This window comes from Dolichospermum sp. UHCC 0259 (assembly GCF_009711935.1).
GTDB lineage: Bacteria > Cyanobacteriota > Cyanobacteriia > Cyanobacteriales > Nostocaceae > Dolichospermum.
The window spans coordinates 1-20,020 of record NZ_VIKX01000189.1 but is presented as its reverse complement, the minus strand read 5'-3'; the positions used below and the strand labels follow the sequence as shown (position 1 = coordinate 20,020).

At 37.6% G+C, this 20,020-nt stretch carries 12 protein-coding genes; 8 read left to right on the top strand and 4 right to left on the bottom strand.

Annotated features, from left to right (window positions below; translation table 11 throughout):
* A partial coding sequence (locus tag FJR05_RS15370; RefSeq protein ID WP_168644902.1) for a NupC/NupG family nucleoside CNT transporter occupies nucleotides 1-966 on the top strand: 966 nt, incomplete at its 5' end.
* A gap of 65 nt (nucleotides 967-1,031) precedes the next feature.
* Nucleotides 1,032-1,772, top strand: a complete 741-nt coding sequence (locus tag FJR05_RS15365) for a phytochelatin synthase family protein (RefSeq protein ID WP_168644901.1) — start codon at nucleotides 1,032-1,034, stop codon at nucleotides 1,770-1,772.
* A 530-nt stretch (nucleotides 1,773-2,302) separates the two neighbouring features.
* Here the strand turns inward: FJR05_RS15365 and FJR05_RS15355 are convergent.
* Entirely contained in the window at nucleotides 2,303-3,463 is a 1,161-nt protein-coding gene (locus FJR05_RS15355; RefSeq protein ID WP_168644900.1) for an AI-2E family transporter, read from the bottom strand.
* A 189-nt stretch (nucleotides 3,464-3,652) separates the two neighbouring features.
* Here FJR05_RS15355 and FJR05_RS15350 point away from each other — a divergent pair, with 189 nt between their 5' ends.
* The 3 genes from FJR05_RS15350 to FJR05_RS15340 all read left to right on the top strand — a co-directional run bounded on the left by FJR05_RS15350 (nucleotide 3,653) and on the right by FJR05_RS15340 (nucleotide 9,616).
* A complete protein-coding gene (locus FJR05_RS15350; protein WP_174783719.1) occupies nucleotides 3,653-4,015 on the top strand; it encodes a hypothetical protein in 363 nt (120 codons plus the stop codon).
* A gap of 287 nt (nucleotides 4,016-4,302) precedes the next feature.
* Entirely contained in the window at nucleotides 4,303-5,730 is a 1,428-nt protein-coding gene (locus FJR05_RS15345; RefSeq protein WP_168644898.1) for an LCP family protein, read from the top strand.
* A gap of 142 nt (nucleotides 5,731-5,872) precedes the next feature.
* Nucleotides 5,873-9,616, top strand: coding sequence for a P-loop NTPase fold protein (locus tag FJR05_RS15340; protein WP_168644897.1), 3,744 nt, complete (start codon nucleotides 5,873-5,875; stop codon nucleotides 9,614-9,616).
* A gap of 74 nt (nucleotides 9,617-9,690) precedes the next feature.
* Here FJR05_RS15340 and FJR05_RS15335 read toward each other — a convergent pair whose 3' ends face one another.
* Nucleotides 9,691-12,219, bottom strand: a complete 2,529-nt coding sequence (locus FJR05_RS15335) for a mannose-1-phosphate guanyltransferase (RefSeq protein WP_168644896.1) — start codon at nucleotides 12,217-12,219, stop codon at nucleotides 9,691-9,693.
* 342 nt (nucleotides 12,220-12,561) lie between these two features.
* On the opposite strand from FJR05_RS15335, the gene FJR05_RS15330 reads away from it, so the two are divergent.
* Entirely contained in the window at nucleotides 12,562-12,753 is a 192-nt protein-coding gene (locus tag FJR05_RS15330) for a hypothetical protein (protein ID WP_371416899.1), read from the top strand.
* Between the two features lie 61 nt (nucleotides 12,754-12,814).
* Here the strand turns inward: FJR05_RS15330 and FJR05_RS15325 are convergent, their stop codons facing one another.
* Both FJR05_RS15325 and pheT read right to left on the bottom strand, forming a co-directional pair.
* On the bottom strand, nucleotides 12,815-13,084 hold the full coding sequence (locus FJR05_RS15325) for a YciI family protein (RefSeq protein WP_217385601.1): 270 nt from the start codon (nucleotides 13,082-13,084) through the stop codon (nucleotides 12,815-12,817).
* Nucleotides 13,085-13,231: 147 nt separating this feature from the next.
* The gene (pheT, locus tag FJR05_RS15320) at nucleotides 13,232-15,667 is read right to left on the bottom strand and encodes a phenylalanine--tRNA ligase subunit beta (RefSeq protein WP_168644895.1); all 2,436 of its coding nucleotides are present in this window, start codon (nucleotides 15,665-15,667) and stop codon (nucleotides 13,232-13,234) included.
* Between the two features lie 188 nt (nucleotides 15,668-15,855).
* On the opposite strand from pheT, the gene FJR05_RS15315 reads away from it, so the two are divergent.
* Both FJR05_RS15315 and FJR05_RS15310 read left to right on the top strand, forming a co-directional pair.
* Complete coding sequence (locus FJR05_RS15315; protein ID WP_168644894.1) at nucleotides 15,856-16,551, top strand: Uma2 family endonuclease; 696 nt, start codon at nucleotides 15,856-15,858, stop codon at nucleotides 16,549-16,551.
* A gap of 160 nt (nucleotides 16,552-16,711) precedes the next feature.
* Nucleotides 16,712-19,969, top strand: a complete 3,258-nt coding sequence (locus FJR05_RS15310) for an Eco57I restriction-modification methylase domain-containing protein (protein ID WP_168644893.1) — start codon at nucleotides 16,712-16,714, stop codon at nucleotides 19,967-19,969.
* The last annotated feature ends 51 nt before the right edge of the window (nucleotides 19,970-20,020 follow it).

The following is a 20,020-nucleotide window of genomic DNA, read 5'->3' as shown; positions in this document are numbered from 1 at the left end:
CTCCTATCCCTGTTACTTCCTAATTCCTTTTTAGTGGGGGAGTGTGAACAGTTACCATTTATCAGTATTCTTTATTACTATGGCATTTTGCAAAGAGTTGTCAATGCCCTAGCATGGTTGATGATGAAAACCATGAAAACATCAGGTTCTGAATCTTTATCCTGTGCTGGAAATATCTTCTTGGGACCAACAGAAGCAGCACTCATGGTCAAACCTTACCTAGCAAACATGACGCAATCTGAACTGCACGCTGTCATGACTGGTGGTTTTGCGACTATTGCTGGAGGTGTATTAGGTGCTTATTTGTCCTTTGGGATTCCGCCAGAACATTTAATTGCGGCTTTTTTTATGACTTCCCCTGTTGCCTTAATAGTCTCAAAAATCATGTATCCAGAAACAGAAGCATCGGAAACTACGGGAAAAGTTAATATAGAGATACAAAATAATTATGTTAATGTTCTTGATGCAGCTACCTCTGGGGCAATTGATGGCGTAAAATTAGCAGTTAACGTTGGGGTAATAATAATTGCTTTTTTGAGTTTATTAGCCGCTGTCAATGCTAGTTTAAGTTGGTTGGGAAATTTGGCGGGTTATTCGCAATTATCTTTAGAAGGGATGTTATCTTTAATTATGTTTCCCGTAGCCTGGTTGATGGGTATACCTTGGGCTGACTGTGGACAAATTGGAGCATTATTAGGTAAAAAGACAATTCTTAATGAATTTGTTGCCTATTTGGATTTAGGAGAACTGATCAAGAAACAAGAAATTTCTCAACGTTCAGCTATTATTGCTACTTATGCCTTATGTAATTTTGCTAATATTGGCTCAATTGGCATTACTATTGGTGGGATGACAGGAATAGCACCCAACCGCCAACAAGACTTAGCCCGTATGGGTGTGAGGACAATGATTGGCGGATTATTAGCGGGTTTTATTACTGCGGGAATTGCGGGAATTTTGATTTAAAATAATATAAAAATACGCCTTGTTTTTGTTCTTAGAAATAATTGAAATTAGGTTGAAAATAAACTATGAAATTTGCAGCAATCAATTCTATCAAAACATCAATTAAAGTTATTACTTTAGGCATTTGTTTAGCTGGAGGTAATGTCTTTGCCCAAACATTATTACTTTCTCCAAACTTGATTGGTTTTGATACTCCTGAAGGTGAAAAGTTATTAATTGCCAGTAAATCAAACAATGATTTTTTTCCATTAAGTACGCAGTTTGTCACCCAAATTAATCAGGCATACTGTGGCGTTGCTAGTATGGTTATGGTGTTAAATAGTTTGAAAATTCCTGCACCAGAAGCGTTACAATATAAGCCGTTTCGGGTATTTACCCAAGATAATTTTTTTAGTAATGCAAAAACTAGAAATGTGGTAAGTTCTGAAGTGGTTGCCCGTCAAGGTATGACTTTAGATCAGTTAGGAGGATTATTGGAAAGTTATAATGTGCAAGTTAAGGTGTATCATGCTAGTGGGACAAATTTAGCAGAGTTTCGCAAGTTAGCAGCAGAGAATTTAAAGCAACCAGGAAATTTTATTATTATTAACTATTTACGTAAGGAAATTGGTCAAGAACGAGGTGGACATATTTCACCTTTAGCTGCATATAACGAGTTAACAGATAGATTTTTAATTATGGATGTTTCGCGCTATAAATATCCACCTGTTTGGGTAAAAACAGCGGATTTATGGAAAGCAATGAATACTGTTGATTCAACAGTAGGTAAGACGCGGGGGTTTGTATTGGTGAGTAAGAATAATTGATGTTTATCTACAGGGAACAGGGAATAGGGAACTGACTTTTCCCGTTAAGTCGTGAAACTCCCAATTAACAAGGGTTTTAGACTATAGCCTAATTCTCAACAAGCGACGTTTAATGAGAATAATCAACGAGAAAATAGGACTTTGGGGAGGGGGTTATAGTGGGCGATCGCTCAATTAGAAAGATAACGGGAAAAGTCAGGAATAGGGAACAGGGAACAGTTGTTGCCAAAACTGTAACAATTGAGTATTTATGAATCTGTGGATGAGATTGTGAACAATTAGGAGATTAGCAACGTCTTTTGTAATAGACACCTGAAAATCTGGAATAATTGAGGTAAAATGATGAATTCTGTCACAACCAATTTTCTGCAACGACGTTATGGAGTAAGTTTGGGCAGACGTTATGTTTTAGCAGCCGCTGGTGTTATGCTATTAAGTGCGGTTGCTTCCCGATAGATAACAGCAATAACGTTTTTACTAAATCTTATCTACCCAATACAGAGCTAGGCTTTTTACCGGACGATCATCTGCTATGAAACACTCAAAGAATTATTAGGCTCTATTTTGGAAGATGCTTCTGGTGTCATGGGTGCAGATATCTCTTCAGGGTGAGAGTCTTCTGTGTCCAGATTAAGTGTTGAGGGACGAATGGCGTTGATGATGCTTTTAATAACCACAGCGCAGGGAACAGCGACAATTACGCCTAAAAGTCCGCCAATTCTTGCTCCAGTTAAGACCGAAATTAAAATCCACACGGGGTTTAATCCGGTAAAACTGCCTAAGATGCGCGGTGCAATTAGATTTTCGAGAATTTGCTGGACGATGATGGCTGCTATTAATACCCTTACGCCCATAGAAACATCTTGAAGTGAAACTAAAGAGGTGGTGAGGGCGATACCGACAGAACCACCAAAGGGGATAAGTGCCATGACTCCAATAGTTAACCCAAATAATAGACCAAAGGGAACTTTTAGCCATAAAAAGGTGGGAATTAGGGCGGAAGCCATGCAGGTTGAGAGGATTAGTTGGGTGATAAAAAAGTTTTGAAAGCTTAAACGAACTGTTTTGGAAAAGGGGGCGCGAAATTTAGCAGGTAGCCATTCTACTAAACTTTGCCAAAGTTCACCGCCATGCTGTAATAAATAAAAGGTTAATACCATTGTCAGCAGGAAATCGAGCAGACTGGTAACGGTGATCACGGCTAAATTTAGCACCTGTCCAGCGATCGCCTGTAATTGTCCTTTAACGCGATCGTTGATTTGTGCGGCTAAAGCATCGAGGTTAATTGGTAAACCAGCCCCTTCTGCTTTTTCATTGAGGATCATTAATTGAGAACGTCCTGAGTCTATTAATTCTGGTAAACGTGCCACCAGTTGTTGAGCTTGAGTCAGAGCGAGAGGAAACAGGGTGACACCTAGAGCTAATAAAATGGATAATGCTAACAAAAATACCAGAATGGCTACTTGCTCTCGTTTTGCTCCGTGATTTTCCATCCAACTCACCGGGTAGCTGAGTAAAAATGCTAATACGGAAGCTCCGACTAAAATAACAATCAGGGAGTGAAAATAATTGAAAATGGCAGCAATAGCCCAACCATTCAGAACTAATAGGGGCGCAAGTAGGGCGATCGCTAAAAATCTGGCTATAGGTGTCAGTGTTTGCCACCAATTGAGTAGCTTGCGTGTCTGCATCTTTAGGTAATTACACTATAGAACTAAATTGATTTCTGCTTGACCAAGTATTAATCTGATTGAGGCAGATAATAGGTGATGAAAATTATCAATTATTAATCGCCTCCTGCCTAACAAGTAACTTAGGTTATTATCTCTAACTTAATGACTATTATTCACCATCTCTAGTTTATGATCACATCAACCACTATGGATAAATTGCCCCCAAAAGATACAGATATTTCAAAAACACAACTCGTTCTATATTTGATTCCCATTATCGGCTTTTTTCCGTCCCTGTGGACTCTCTACCAGCGGCAGGGTAGTCGGGAACAACTGGCAATCAGTCGTTTGTCTATTACCTTGGCTTTTATCTGGATGTTAGGTTATTTACTGTTAACTACTGGATCAGCAACGGATTTTTTAACACTTCGCCTGTTAATCCTCAATAGTTTCCTGACTTCTGGATACTTTTTGGTGAGTATTTGGTTGATTTTTCGGGTTATTCAAGGCAAATCCTCCCGTTTACCAGGATTTAGCAACTTGGCAGAACGAGTATGGCGGAAATATTAAACAGGGAGCAGGGGAGCAGAGGGGCAGAGGGGCAGGGGAGCAGGGGAGTAGGGGAGTAGGGGAGTAGGGGAGAATAATATTCTTTATCCTTATTCTTTCTTCTTCTTTCCTCCTGACTCCTGACTCCTTGACTCTTACCGTAATTAAAAGGAATTTAGTTGAAGATTACTATATTCAACAGTTTTTTATAGCAAACTGATGAAGAGTTGGCTATTATAGTCTGATTTGTTTTAGATGTATTAATCGGCAAATTTAGTTTATTTAAAATCGTAGGTGAGAGGAAGTCTGTGACTAGTCAAAAAACAACAGCAGCACAACAAAAAGCCGCAAAAGCTAAGTATAATAAGGGTCAAGGGAAAAATTCTCGCCCGTCAAAATCGGGACGGTGGCTATGGTTTGCGGTGGGTATGGGGGGGATTGCCATAGTATCAGGACTTGCAGGGGCATTATTAGCGGTTTCTTGGGAAAGTACGCCTTTACAACAAGCTCAACTCAGTCCCCAGGAAGAAGCAGTATTTGATGGTGATAGTATTTCTGGCAATGGCTTACAATTTTCTCAGCTAACCCGTCCTGTTAATATCCTCTTAATGGGCATGAGTGTACTACCTCCAGATGTCCAAAATCCTCCATCTGATAGCAAAAATCTGGGTTATTTGCCCCAAATTAACTCTTTTGACGGTCTTGCTGATGTGATGCTGTTGGTCAAATTTGATCCAGAGACCCAAAAAGTAGTTATGCTTTCTGTTCCTAGAGATACCCGTACACAAATTGAAGGGTATGGAACGAAAAAAATTAATTCTGCTAATGTAGATGGTGGTCCAGCATTGACGGCGAAAACCGTTAGTAATCTTTTGGGTGGAGTAGGAATTGATCGCTACGTCCGTATTAATGTCTTGGGTGTTAGTAAGCTAATTGAAGCTTTGGGCGGAGTGAATATTTATGTCCCCAAAGATATGAAATATCGGGACGATTCCCAGCATTTATACATTAATTTAAAAGCAGGTCAACAACATCTCAGTGGTGAACAAGCTTTGCAATTACTCCGCTATCGCCATGATGAATTGGGCGATATTGGGCGAATTCAGCGGCAGCAAATGGTGTTGCGGGCTTTAATTGAACAGACTCTTAACCCAACAACCATTACGAAATTACCAGATATTCTCAATGTCGTTAAGGAAAATATTGATACCAACTTATCCGTTGACGAATTAATAGCATTGCTTGGTTTTGGTTCAAAAATCAATCGCTCAAATATGCAAATGTTAATGCTGCCTGGACGCTTTAGCGAAAAAGGTGAATTTGATGCCAGTTACTGGATACCACAGGGGCGGGCTATTACTAAAATAATGACGCAGCATTTTGGTTTGGAAGCGAAGACAGAAGAAACATCGTTCAGTGAGCCGGGTCGGTTGCGTGTAGCCATTCAGGATAGTACAGGAAGCGATCGCTCTCAACTGCGTCCCCTGATTAAAACATTGGAGAAAGCCGGATATACCAATATCTTCGTCTCCAAACCCTGGGGACAACCCTTAGACGTAACCCACATTGTCGCCCAACAAGGAGACGGAGACAGCGCCGAATCAATTCGTAGTCTGTTGGGATTTGGGGAAGTGCGCGTAGAAAGCACAGGTAATATTGGTTCAGATATTACTATCCAAGTAGGTAAAGACTGGTTTCAAAACCAAGCCATTTTCCAAAACTCCACCAATCCGTAGGGGCGCAGGGCCTGCGCCCATAATTCAGAAAGTAGGCGCAGGAGATAAAAGGTAAACAAACGTATAAAACTATTTACAACCAAACGGCAACATAGTATAAACCAGTAACAACCACACAAGACTAACTGGTAACACGACTGGTATGGAAGCACCCCACAATCTAGAAGCAGTAACCCCAAAACCCAAACAATCCTTTGCTGAGTTCCAGAGTGAAGTAAGAGCAGTAGCCATATCACCCCAGGGACGAAAACGCATTGCTGTGGGTTTAGCAGACGGCACAATAGAAATTTGGGATGTGCTAACCGGGACAAAGTGGTTAAGCTACAAGCATCATACCAATGCTGTTAACTCAGTAGCCTTCAGTCCCGACGCAAGTATGATTGCTAGTGGGAGTGATGATACAACAGTGCAGTTGTGGAACATCCAGACAGAAAGAACAGATCAAACTTTCTCTGGTCATATAAAAAATGTTACTTCAGTAGCCTTTAGCCCCGACGGCAGTATGCTGATCAGTGGCAGTAGGGACAAAACACTGCGATTATGGAATGTCAACACTGGAGAAGCAAATCAAACTTTCTCCAGTGATATAGATATGAGCGCTGTCACCTCAGTAGCCTTTAGTCCCGATGGAACTATGGTTATCAGTGGTAGTAGTGACAATAAAGTCCGGTTATGGAATGTCAACACCGGAAAAGTTGATAGAACTTTCTCCGGTCATACAAATGCTGTCAACTCAGTAGCCTTTAGTCCCAATGGGAGTATGATCGTCAGTGGCAGTGGTGACAAGACATTACGGCTATGGGAAATTAACACGGAAAAAACTGGTAAAGTTTTCTCTGGTTACACAGAATCGGTCAGGTCAGTGGCTTTTAGTCCTGACGGGAGTATGGTTGTTAGTGGCAGCAATGATCACACAGTGCAAGTATGGGACGTAAACACAGGCAAAGCCATAGGTCAACCCTTCTGCGGTCATACAGATTATGTTAAATCAGTAGCCTTTAGTCCTGATGGAACTATGGTTGTTAGTGGCAGTGATGACAAAACAGTGCGGTTGTGGAAGTTAAATATTCGTCGTGTTTCCCAAGCTTTTAGCAATGACCAAGCAAATGGTGAAGACTCTCTAGATGTCACCAAAGAACTGCAATCTTTAGCTGATGTCTTAATGTTACGAAGTCTTGAACCTCCTTTAGCAGTAGCAATTTTAGGCAGTTGGGGAAGCGGAAAATCCTTTGGTATGCACCTTATTGAAAAACAAATTACCAAAATTCGCTGTCAAAAACTAAATGAAGAAAAAACATGGGGTGAACACGGAGAAGAAAAGGATCTTTCTCCTTATGTTGGTCATGTTTACCAAATTAAATTTAATGCCTGGAGTTATGCTAAATCTGATTTGTGGGCAAGTTTAATGCAAACTATTTTTGAGCAACTTGACCGCCAATTAACTTTAGAAAAGCAATTAAGAGATATTTTAGGAGAAGGTTCTGATTTAGCAGGTAGTAAAATTTGGTGTGTCCTCAATCAGATGAATGATACTGATAGAAATGTTATCTTAGCATCGGAATTAGGTGAACAATTATTTGCTGAATTTAAGGATAAAAATCCTGACACTAATGCTCTTTGGGCTATTCTTAGAGGCGTGAGAGAAGAAGATCAGAGGAAGTTAAAAGAATCTGAAAATAAATTACAAGAGTTAGAAGAATCCTGGAAAATCCAGAATCAAGAGATTGAAAATAAATTTGACTTAAAAATTAAGCAAATTGACAAAGTATTTACTGAAGAGGTGAAAACGATTGAGGAAGAAGTTGAACAAGAAATGACGGATATTTCCATATTAATTGTTTTTCTCTCTCAACTTAAAGAAACTCTCAAGGATGATTTTGGTGATTCTATTTTAAAAGATTTTCTCAATTTCTGTGATTTCAAAGATAGGAAAGATTTGGAAAATCAATTTCCGATGTTGAGATTGGATAAATTAGCTGAATCTAATCTGATAGACGTAGCCCAAGAATTAATTAATAGAAAAGATGCCAAAATTGAAACTATTGTCAATAATGTTCAAAAAATCAACCACTTTCTGGAAGAACAGCCTAGTAAAATAGTGGGATTAATTGAATTTATCAAGAAAAATAAAAAAACATTATTGATATTTTTAGCTGCTACAACCTTACCATTTATTACTTATTTTTTAATTGTTTTTGTCATTCCCAAATTTTTACCAACACTTCAAGAAATATCTACAGCTTTACAAATTTGGTTAACCAGTGTATCTGCCATTCCAGCTATATCAATGACTATAGAAATATTTAAAAAAGTCCAAATCTTGCAACTAAAAACCTTGAGATTTTTACATATTGCTAGAGAAAATTTTAAAGAAGAGAAACAAAAACTAACTCGAACTAAAAATAAAAAAATTCAAGAACGAATTAATCACCGTAAATCAGAATATGAAGAAAATCAAGTTAAAGAGATTAACAGAAGTAAAGAATTAGATAAACAAAAATTAACTGAGAAACAGCAGGAAATAGAAACCCTAAAAGCCCAAATTGAAAGGCAAAAACAGCGGATTGGTTTGACGGCTCAATATAAATCATTACTGGATTTTGTGAATAACCGATTAGAGGACAATTCTTATCAAAAACTCCTGGGGTTAATGAACCAAATTCAAAGCGATTTATCTGATTTATCTGACCATTTAACCTATAAACCAGGAAATACAAATCCTGAAAAAATCGAAGTTCTGAAAAGACATTTCCCTAGAGGACCAGCCAGAATAGTTTTATATATAGATGATTTAGATCGTTGTCCTCCTGATAAAGTTGTTCAAGTTTTAGAAGCTGTACAATTATTGTTAAATACGAATATTTTTATTATTGTCTTGGCAATAGATGATCGTTATATTGGTCGAGCTTTAGAACAAATTTATAGAGGCGTTTTAAAACGTGGTGGTACTCCTTCTGGTGTGGATTATTTAGAAAAAATTATCCAACTTCCCTACAGAATGCGACCTATTAACAAAGATGTGACAGAAAATTATTTAAAATCTTTGGTAAATATTGAGGAAGAAGCTAAAAGAGAAAGTCAAGAAAATTTCTCTACGTTTCTCCAAGTAAATCAAGAAAGTAGTTTTTTACAACAAACAACAGCACAAAAAGAAATAAATTTTCTAGAAGAAGTACCACAGCAGTCATACGAATATGAAGTGGGAGAACAAATGCAGGTATATACTCCTTCTGAAAATTCAACTATTCAAGGTATTTATGAACCAAAAATTCCAGAATCTCACTTAGAAGATTATAATAGAATAATCCAACATTCTGCTCATACAGATCCATTAGTTAGTTTTGAAAGATTTACGAAGGAGGAGTTTGGGTGGATATCAGAATGCTGTCAGCACGTTGATTTAACTCCCAGAACTGCAAAGAGACTAATTAATATTTGCAAAATCATGAAAACTATCTGGACTCCAGCACCTCATGACACAACATGGAAGCAAGAACCAAAGAAAGAATACAAACAAACATTAATTGCTTTTCTCGCGTTAGCTGGAAGATATCCCAAGGAAATGCGGAAAGTATTAGAAGAGATTTATTTAGACTTTGAAGAAACTGATGAAAATACAGTCACAATTAATAAAGATAAATGGCTAAATCGCCTACAAAATTTAGATGTATTTATGGATAGACATCACCAAAGAGAATGGAAAAAGTTTAAAAACGACTTTCATAAAATGCCACCACAAGCAGAATTTGTATTTGAAAAAAGAACCTTTAACTTAGCTGTTTCCTTCTGCTTTGTTGGCGATATTGGCTATGATCCAGATGATAACTATAATCGTGAATATAGATTTGAAGATCGTCAAAAACAATATGGTTTCAAGAGTATTTAAAAAACTCTTCATTTCTCTCTGCGTCTCTGCGTGATAAAAACATAATCAAGGGCGGGGAAACCCCGCCCCTACAGTTACATATCCAAACGGTAATTCTCCTGTTCGCGTTCCACAAAATATTGGACACGGGCGCGGTAGTCTCTGAGAGTTTCATCTACCCAATCCCGATCGCTACTGTTAACATAGAGATGGACTAAAGGTTCACTGGCATCAGGTAGAATCAACAGCCAATTGTCATCATAGGGTTGACGAATTTTCACACCGTCAATTAACTCCAAATTTTGCGCCGGGTGAGTTTCCACCAAATAACGCATTAACGCCCCCTTCGCCGTCCAAGGACAGCGGACTGCGTAGCTTCTATTAATCACACGAGGTAGTTCGGAACGCACGGTTGCCAGCGATCGCTCTTGAATGGTTAACATTTCAATTAGCTTGGCAATACAGAACATCGAATCAAACCCTGGATGTAATTGCGGAAAAATAAACCCAGTTTCTCCACTCCCACCCAAAACCACATTGGGATTCTTCTGACAAGCCTCCATTAAAGCCGTAGGATTGGCCTTAGTTCTAATTACATTACCATCATGACGATGGGCAACCAATTCCACCGCACTAGAAGCATGAACCGGCACAACTACCGAACTTCTAGGATTAGCAGTTAACATCATATCAACCATCAACGCCGTCAGCATTTCCCCGCGAATGGGAAAACCCGATTCATCAACTAAAATCAACTGTTCCCCATTAGCTGACACCTGCACGCCAAAATTAGCGTTTACCGCCTCCACAACATGACCTAATTGAGTCAATAGTAATTCTCTATCAGCATTAGAAATTGCCGTTTTATTTAAACTAGCATTTAACACCACCGCATCCGCCCCAAATTTATCCAACATTTGCGGTAAAATAGCCCCAGACACAGCGTAAACATAGTCAATGACCACCTTTGCCCGACTATTACGCAGAGTATCCACATTTAATAACTTCTCAAAAGCCTTCCCATAGCAATCCATCCATTGACTAGAATATACCACATCACCAATTTCATGACTTTGGGAACGGCGCATATCTTCCTTAAAATACGCCCCCTCAATTTTCTTTTCTTGGGCTTTAGAGATATTAATGCCCTTCACATCCATAAATTCAATCAAGATATAATCACGGCGTTCTGGGTGAACTCGGACATGAATACCCCCTGCTACCTGCATAGTAGGAATCACCGTCCTAGCGATAGGAATAGCCGTAGTATCGAGATTCTGGACATCCACACCCACAGACATTAAACCCGCAATTAAAGACCTTGTTACCATCCGGGAAACATTGCGTTGGTCACGGGAAACTGTCACCATTGAACCAGGTTTCAACGTCGAACCATAGGCCGCCCCCAGTTTCACCGCAAACTCTGGAGTAATATCAATATTGGCTAATCCCTGTACTCCCCGCTGTCCAAATAAATTGCGTTGGGCAGTATTTCCCCAAATTAAATTAATATTTAAAACTGCACCAGACTCAATCTTTTTACTTGGCCATACCCTCACCCCAGGGCTAATTTGCGCCTCTTCTCCCACCGTAGACAGCGAACCGACCACCGCCGCTTCTAAAACATGAGCGCGTCTATCTACACGAGTACCACGACCAATTACGCAAGCCGACAACTGAGCTTCATCGCCAATAATTGCTCCATTCCAAATAATTGGTCTTTTTAAATGAGCATCAGCCCCAATAGTCACATTATCACCAATTACTGTCCCATCCTCAATTTTTACCCTCGCGCCAATGCGGCAATTATTACCAATTACGGCTGGGGTTTCAATTTTGGCTGTAGGATCAATGTAAGTATTTTGTCCTACCCACAAAGCGGAAGCAATTTCTGGATAAGCCACTTTTAAGTTAACTTTCCTTTCTAAGGCATCATACTGGGCTTCTCTATAGGCATCTAAATGACCCACATCACACCAGTAACCATCGGCAACATAACCGTAAATCGGCTCGTTTTTGGCTAGTAAGAGGGGAAATAAATCTTTGGAAAAATCGCATTCAGTATGTTCTGGTAAATATTCTAAAACTTCTGGTTCTAAAATATAAGTTCCAGTGTTGACAGTATCAGAAAAAATTTCACTGGTGGAAGGTTTTTCTAAAAATCGGTTAATGCGCCCTTCTCTATCCGTAATTACCACACCAAACTCAATGGGGTTAGGTACACGAGTTAAAATCAAAGTGGCCTTTGATTGTTTTTGGTGATGAAATTCAATCGCAGCACTCAAATCAAAATCTGTGATACTATCACCGCTAATGACTAAAAAAGTTTCATCTAAAAGTTCAGTAATATTTTTTACGCAACCTGCCGTACCTAATGGTTGATCTTCTTCGATAGCATAGGTCATTTGTACGCCAAAATCACTACCATCTTGAAAGTAATCGCGGAGAACATCTGGTAAATAATGTAATGTGGCAATTACTTCATAAATCTGGTGTCTTTTCAGGAGATTGATGATATGTTCAGCAATGGGACGATTTAAAATCGGAACCATTGGTTTGGGTAAATCGCAAGTCAAAGGACGCAACCGCGTTCCTGAACCACCGGCCATTAAGACTGCACGCATAAATACTCCTAAACTTGACTAAAACTATGATATTCTTCTTTTAAAGGAGTCAGAAGTCAGGAGTCAGGAGTCAGGAGTCAGGAGTCAGGAGTCAGGAGTCAGGAGTCAGGAGGAAAGAAGAAAAAAGGATAAGGAATATTTTTTTCTTCTATTTCCTATTTCCTATTCCCTATTCCCTATTCCCTATTCCCTGTTCCCTATTCCCTGTTCCCTGTTCCCTATTCCCTGTTCCCTGTTCCCTATTCCTGATAACTTAAAACCTCAGTTATAACTTTCCTATAGTCGGCAATGAAGTTTCTTTAGATAAGATTGTGTTAGTTATTAAGGGAGTTGATGGTAATCATGAATTTACTTGTGTTTGTAATAATTGTAGTTTATATCGGTGGTGTGTGGAAATTGTGGACGGGATTTGGTAGAACTGATTTTAATCAAACTTTACCTAATCGGATCAAATTGGCTTTGTTATGGCCTGCTTTGTTTGTAGCTAATTCATCCTATCGTCGCAATTTTCAAAAGGCACTGAAGGGTAATTAATCCATAATTCGTAATTTATAACTATGGATTAATTTTTTTGGTTAAAAATTGTATCAATTGACTAAAAAGCCTGAATCCATTCTTTAACAAAATACTCTGTCCAAATGCCGTTTTGCCAATAGGGATCTGATTCTACTAATTGACGAACGGTTTTTTCGTCTTCGACTTCATAAATAGCAAAAACTTGAGTTACATCTTTTGTTGGCCCAATGGTAATTAAAATTCCAGATTCTTTCTGTTGTGCTAATCCGGCTAAATGATCTTGACGATAGGGTTCCCGTTTGGTGAGAACGTCTTCACAATAACTTCCCCACATAATGTATTTTGTCATAATTGCTTGTTGGTGATACCTCTTAATAATATAAAACAAATGTTCACTTTTTCACTGGAAATATGGTAATGAAAATGGGAAATTAGCAAAAACTCTTACCAATTACCCATTACCAATTACCAATTACCCATTACCCATTACCAAATTCTAACTTCTCAAGTTAACACCAAATTTTTCAACTAGGGCTGTCCGCACTTGATTATGAACTGGTTCTATTTCATTTTCAGTGAGAGTGCGATCGCTCGCACGATATACTAAGCGAAAAGCTAAACTGCGTTGTCCTGTGGGGACACTTTCACCACGATATTCATCAAACAATTCCACAGAGTTTAACAACCCTTTTCCAGCTTTATTAATGACTTTTTCAATTTCCGAAACTGTCACCTTCACAGAAGCAAAAAATGCCAAATCTCGGTCACTAGCTGGATAGGTAGAATACGCACTGAATTTGGGAACTAACAGATCATCATGATCCCAAGCATCTAACAGTACCTCTAAATCCAATTGAAACACATAAACGGCTTCTGGTAAATCTTTCTCTCGACGTAATTGGGGGTGAATTTGTCCGAATGTTCCCAGTCTATTACCTTTTACCCACAATGAAGCTGTGCGTCCAGGATGTAAGCGAGAATCTCGATTTTCGGGTTGAAATTCTATCGTTAATTTTAGTTGTTTAAAGACACTTTCTAAAATGCCTTTGGCTTCAAACCAAGTAATTGCTTCTTCCTTACCACCTCTAGACCATTTACCGGAAGTTGTATCACCACCGATAATCCCAGCCAGCATTTCCGTTTCTTGTAAACCCTCTTCTTCGCGCCAGAAAATTCGTCCGATTTCAAAACCGTTTAATGCCCCATTTCCCTGTTCAATATTATATTGGAAAGCGGTAATTAAACCAGAAATTAAATCAGTGCGTAAAGCTGAATATTCAGCAAACAAAGGATTACTTAAAACGATTTGTTTATCTTCACCTGGTTTCACCAAAGAATAATGAATTAACTCCGTTAAACCTTCAGCCCGTAAATAAGCGCGTAACCTGCGAATTAATTCTTGTTCTAAAGATAGATAACCAGCTTCAGATTTTTCTGGTAAAGTATCACAGAATTTATCATAACCATATAACCGGGCAATTTCTTCAATTAAATCAATTTCCCGTTCTAAATCACGGTAACGATAAGGTGGTACGATAACTGTCCAATTCCTATCATCAATTTTGGCTAATTTACATCCTAAAGCCGTGAGAATTTTTTCTACATCTTCTGGTTGTAATTCTCCTGTTTCCGCCCCTAATTCAATCGGACCTAGCACTTCATTAACTTTATCTAAACGCAGGTTAATAGAATGTGACCAAGTAGAAGCATCTGGACGATAATCGGAAATTTCCTGTTGAACAATTACACCTGCGGCTAATTCACTAATTAAGGATAAAGCCCGGTTGCAAGCTATTTCTAATTCTGCCCGATTTACGCCCCTTTCATATCTGCCAGAAGCCTCACTTCTTAACCCAGCACTGCGAGAAGAACGGCGAATAGCCACAGAATCAAATAACGCCGCTTCTAAAACTAAACTTTGTGTACCTTCATGAACTTCTGTTTCTGCACCACCCATAACACCTGCTAAAGCCACCGCTTGATTATTAGCAGTAATTAATAAATTCTGGGTTGATAAATTGCGAATATTTCCATCTAAGGTTTTTAAAGTTTCCCCAGTTTCCGCAAACCGCACACCAATAGTTAAATTTTCGCCACCACCTACAGATTGTAACCGCTCCTTATCAAAAGCGTGGAGAGGTTGTCCTCTTTCCAATAAAACATAGTTAGTAACATCAACTACATTATTAATTGGTCTGACACCCGCAGCCCGTAACCGTTGTTGTAACCATTCAGGAGAAGGGGCGATTTTGATATTTTCGACAACTGTTCCAATATAAGCAGGACAAGCTTGGGTTTCAGAAATTTTTAAAGTGATGCTATTCGCCGTCTTGGTATTTTCTACTTCTGCAATGGGGGGAATTGATAATTTTCCGCCAGTTAAAGCCGCTACTTCCCTCGCAATACCCACCATAGATAAAGCGTCAGCCCGGTTAGCGGTAGCAGTGACATCTAAAATCACATCTTCTAAACCCAACAGGGGGCGCACGTCACTACCGATAACCATATTTTCTTCCGGGAAGATATGAATACCGTCAATATCAGTGGGTAAACCCAGTTCTTTTAAGGAGCATATCATCCCATTGGAGGGAACACCCCGCAATTTTGCAGGTTTGATTTTTAAGTCAATGTTGGGTAAATAAGTTCCTGTGGTGGCTACTGGGACATAGATATCTGCGCGGACGTTTGCAGCACCGCAAACGATATTAACAGTTTCCGCAGCCCCAATATCTACGGTACAAACACTCAATTTATCTGCATTGGGGTGGGGTTGACGTTCTAGCACTTTCCCCACAACTACGCCATTTGCCCAAGTGCGGCGATCTTCTATATCTTCTACTTCAAACCCTGCCATTGTCAAGGTTTCCGCCAGTTCTTCTGGGGTGAGTTTGATTTCTACGAGTTCTTTTAACCAGTTTAGAGAAATACGCATGGAGTCTATTTGAATTTGTCTTTTGCTTTAATTTTATATAGTAAGTGAAAATTATTAGATATTTTGAGAAAATTACATAACCGTTTTTTTGTGGAAACGTTACCGGAAATGTCAAGACATTCTTTTTTACCAGATACCAATTATAATTAATGCAGTATAGGAATCTATCCCTATTGGAGATATCCACTATGGTACAGCAATTAGCACCAGCAAGCGCACCAGAAATCATCTATCCTGACAGCGATGGTCAACCAATGGCAGATAATACGAAACAATATCAATGGATTGTTAAAATTAAAGAAAATTTAGAAATATTATTTGCATCACGAGATGATGTATTTATTGCTGGAGATTTACTTTGGTATCCTGTTGAGGGAAGTGTCAAAACTTGTCAAGCACCTGATGTTATGGTGGTGTTTGGTATACCAAAAGTAGATAGAGGTTCTTATCAACAATGGAAAGAAAATAATATTCCTCCCCAAGTGGTTTTTGAAATTTTATCACCGGGAAATCGTACTCCCAAAATGATTAATAAATCGCTTTTTTATCAACGTTATGGTGTGGAAGAATATTATATTTATGATCCTGATACTATAGAATTATCTGGATTTATACTTACGGAAGATGCTTTTACAGTTGTCGAAGATATTAATGGTTGGGTAAGTCCAAGATTGGGAATACGTTTTCAAATTATACTTGATAATTTAGAAATTTATTATCCTGATGGGAGAAAGTTTCTCACATCTTTGGAACTTAATCAACGTGTTGAACAAGAATATCAACGTGCTGAACAAGAACGTCATGAGAAAGAAGTAGCTATACAGCAGTATCAGGAATTATTAGCCAAATTACAAGCAAAAGGAATTGATTTAGGAACTTTGTAATCATGTAGGGTGCGTTAGCGCAGCGTAACGCACCGTTTTTAACTAAGTGTATATTTACAGTGTGTCAGAAAAAATGTAAATAAATTACTTAAACATATATAATATGATATGGTACGTTACGGCTAAAGCCTAACACACCCTACTATTTATCGGGGGAATTATGACAGATGCAAAAAATATCAATAAACCATTATTTTCTCAACATTATTTAGACTATCGGCTTCAAGAATGTCCAGAATGGCATTTAGATATTAAAGCAGAATTTGAGCAATTAAAAAATCTTTATTTATCAAAAAAGGCGATTTTACTTACTCTGAATGAAGCGCAAACTGAAGATGTATTTATTAAACCTGTATTAGATATTTTAGGCTTTAAGAATATTCCTCAAGTCGTGACTCGTGGTAAAGGTAGAGCCGAACGTCCTGATTATGCGTTGTTTGCAAATGAAATAGAAAGGGATACAGCTTACTCTTTTCAAAATAATGAAACTGCTTTTTATAGTAAAGTATTAGTAATAGCAGAAGCTAAATATTGGGAAAGACCATTAAGTAAAGTTTCTGCTAATGATAAAAGAGATTTTTATAAAAATGAAAATCCATCTTTTCAGATTTCTAGTTATTTGACTGGTACAGGAGTTGATTGGGGAATTTTAACCAATGGGAGAGAATGGCGTTTATATTATCGTCAAGCATCGTCTACCGCAACGGAATTTTATCCTATTGACTTGGTAGAATTATTAGAAACTGAAGATTTGGAAAACTTCAAATATTTCTGGTTGTTTTTTAGAAGTGCAGCTTTTGAGAAAGACAGCTACAATAAAAACTTTTTAGAAAGAGTCAGAGAAGGAAGTACAACCTATGCAACTCAAGTAGGAAATGAATTAAAAAAATTGGTATTTGAGCAAATATTTCCTGACTTAGCAGGGGGTTTTGTTGCAGACGCTATCAGAAGGGGAAAAACTGGAGAACCAAAACAGGTTTATGCAGCTACTTTATCATTTTTATATAAATTGTTATTTCTCTTATATGCCGAAGCGAGAAACCTGTTACCAATTACCACAGCTTACCGTGATTATAGTTTGATTAAAATTACCCAAGAAATAGCTGAAAGTCTTGATAAACAAAGAACATTGAGTCAAACTTCGACAAAGATTTATAAGAGTCTATTAGGTTTATTTGAAATAGTAGATAGAGGTGATCCAGCTTTAGAAGTACCTCGTTATAATGGTGGTTTATTTCATTTTGATTTTCATGAAGTTGAAGATATCAAAGATTATCCAGATAATTATTTTCTGTATGAACATCAATTATCTGATGCTGTCTTATTTCCCGCTTTGGATAAATTAGCACGGTTTGAAAAATTTCCCATTGACTACAGCTTTTTAGGGGTGCGACAATTGGGTTCAATTTATGAAGGTTTATTAGAATATCGCGTCGTTATTGAAGATGAAAGTAGTGGAAAAGCACATTTAGAAAATGATAAGGGTGAACGAAAAGCGACGGGTTCTTATTATACACCAGATTATATTGTAAAATACATTGTTAGTCACACACTCAAACCAATTTTAGAAGAAAGAAAACAACGATTTGCTGATTTAATGACGCAAATTACCCAATTACATGAAAAATTTCAAGATGGTAGATTAGGAATACAAAGCCGCAATGGTTTACAAAAAGATTTACAACGGTTAGAAAGAAAGGCACAAAATACTCTACTTGATATTAAAATTTGTGATCCTGCTATGGGAAGTGGACATTTTTTAGTAGAAGCTGTTGATTATTTTACTGATGAATTAATCACTATTTTAAATGAATATCCCGAACATAACCCGGTTTTGGATATGTTGGAAATAACCCGCAATAGTATTTTAGCAAATTTGCAAGAACAGGGAATTACTATTGATGTCAATAGGTTAGAAGATACTCAACTTTTGCAACGGGTGGTCATGAAACGCTGTATTTATGGTGTGGATTTGAACCCAATGGCGGTAGAATTAGCAAAGGTGAGTTTATGGTTACATTCTTTTACTATTGGCGCTCCTTTGAGTTTTTTAGATCATCATTTACGCTGTGGTAACTCGCTGATTGGGACGACTGCGCGAGAAGCAGAAGCGAAAATGCAAAAGGAAGAAAGTGGACAGTTAAGTTTATTAACTGGTCCGTTTGTGGGGCTGTTACTTGCTGCGGAAATTATGCGCGGTGTGAGTACGTTAAGTGATGCAACTTTTGCGGAAGTGGAAACTAGCGAAAGGTTATTTAAGGAGTTTGATAAAGCTGCAAAACCTTATAAACGGTTATTAGATATTTATGTTTCTAAATATTTTGGTGTGAAACAAGCTGATCGTTTTTTACGGGTTTATGGCATAAATGCGATTAATGCTAACCCTGAAAATATGAATACTGATGATATTGCGGTATATGAAGACGCGAGAAAGTTATTTGAAGAAAAGCGGTTTTTTCATTGGGATTTGGAGTTTCCAGAGGTGTTTATTGATTTAGAAAATGCGAGTTGGAAGGAAAATCCTGGTTTTGATGCTGTGATTGGAAATCCACCTTATATCAGTGTTTTAAATATTGATGTTAAAGATAGAGATTATCTTTTAAAGAACTATGATTCCGCGCAAGGAAGAATAGATATATATATACTCTTTTTTGAGAAAGCCCTTGATATATTAAAAATTAAAGGAGTATGTGGTGTCATTACTCCCAATAAATACTTTGTTTATGGATATGGTAATTTTCTTAGAAAGAAGTTACTACAAAAAACAACTATTTTAAATCTTGTAGATTTAGCAAAAGCTGAGAGTATTTTCCCAGACGCAGCAACATATACAGTTATATCTATATTTGAAAATAAAATTCCTACAGATAATCATTTAATAGATACAAGTATCTTTATTTCAGATCAACCAACATATATTTTGGATATGAAACAAGGAGAATTAAATGATGCTTGTAATTGTCAATTAATTCCTCAACATAGATTTTCAAAAACTCCAGTAAATATTTTCTCATTATTTCTCGATGAAATTAGATGGAAAATATATGAAAAAACTTATCTAAATTCATCTTTAATTGGAGATAAATGTAATATAGAACAATGTATCCGTATAGGAAGTAAAAAACTTAGAGATGAACTGATAATTAATTCTAGTCAATATTTAGAACTGTTAGAATTCAAAGAATCAGTAAAAACACTTGCTAAACGAATTATTGATGCTGAAGAAGTGGAAAAATATTGGATTAATTGGGAAGGTAGATATTTAATTTATGATCAAGAAAAATTATATAATCCAAAATCAGCAGAAATTTTTGAACAAAAAAAAATTGTTGTTAAAGATGTAGGAAAAAATTTAACTGTGGGACTTGATATCTCTCAAGAAGATTCATATTATGCTCTAAATACAGTCTATATGTAGTTTTTCACTCTCCCCCCACTTTCGAGAGTTTATAGGGTAGGTAGAAGTAGG